This window comes from Capnocytophaga sp. oral taxon 332 str. F0381 (assembly GCF_000318275.2).
Taxonomy (GTDB): domain Bacteria; phylum Bacteroidota; class Bacteroidia; order Flavobacteriales; family Flavobacteriaceae; genus Capnocytophaga; species Capnocytophaga bilenii.
In genome coordinates this window covers 1-933 of the sequence record NZ_KB291274.1, presented here as the reverse complement: position 1 = coordinate 933, position 933 = coordinate 1, and the positions used below count along the sequence as shown (strand labels likewise).

1 protein-coding gene is annotated in these 933 nt (G+C 26.6%); it reads right to left on the bottom strand.

Annotated features, from left to right (window positions below; all coding sequences use genetic code 11):
- Positions 1 to 131: 131 nt before the first annotated feature.
- Positions 132 to 617, bottom strand: coding sequence for a hypothetical protein (locus tag HMPREF9075_RS02980; protein WP_157049204.1), 486 nt, complete (start codon positions 615 to 617; stop codon positions 132 to 134).
- Positions 618 to 933: the final 316 nt, after the last annotated feature.

Below are 933 nucleotides of genomic sequence, written 5' to 3'. Positions count from 1 at the left end.
AGGAGTTCTCATCAAACACCCAAGTGATAAGATTTTCTGTTATAGGCTCATCCTACTACCAATAATTTTTCCCAATCCGCCCTAAAGTATCGGATAAAAATTCATATAAAATAGGACGTTTTTAATAAAATTTAAAAAGGATATTTTATAAGTTCGTAAGAGTTCAAAGTTATTTCCTCTACTTTATTATCTAATTGTTCCTTTTCATATGGATTTTCAAAGAAAAAACAGACACTCTTATATTCAGGAATAATAAAAAAATTTTCATCATTATCATATATAATATTGGGGTATTTTTTCAATAATTCTCCAAGTGTACTTCCTATTCCTATACCTTTAAATTTACCTAAATAATTATTTAAAACAGATATTTGTGCAATTTTATTTTTAAATAAATTGATATTTACAATAAGATTTTCATCAAATGAAAACCTTAAGAAAAAATTATTAGATAACTCTATATCTAAAATACCATTCTTATAGCCATATTTCCATACATCTTGAAGGCTTTCTAATGGTTGTTCCAAACATATATTTCCTATATAATTTGGATTTATTTCTTGACAAAAAAAATCTCTTGACATAACTCTTAATGATTGTGTTCTAATTCCTGCCAAATATATGTAGTTTTACCTTTTTCATCTATTCCATTTTCTATAAAATGTCCTCTATTACCATTATAATCATAGAAGAGACAATTGTCTCCTTGATATTTATAATCTGTTGGATCTATAACTTTTATTGTTCCTTTTGAACTAGTTGATATTTTATAGTATGGTCCCTCAGTATAAGTTCCCGACGGCATCAGGAACTTTATAAATCGTCTCTGTTTGGTTATAGGTGGCAGAGGCAAGATTTCCCACTAATCTTTTGCACTTAAAGGATATTTTTTTAAATTCATTAAATATTTATCCTTTAGTTCTGATACTTTTT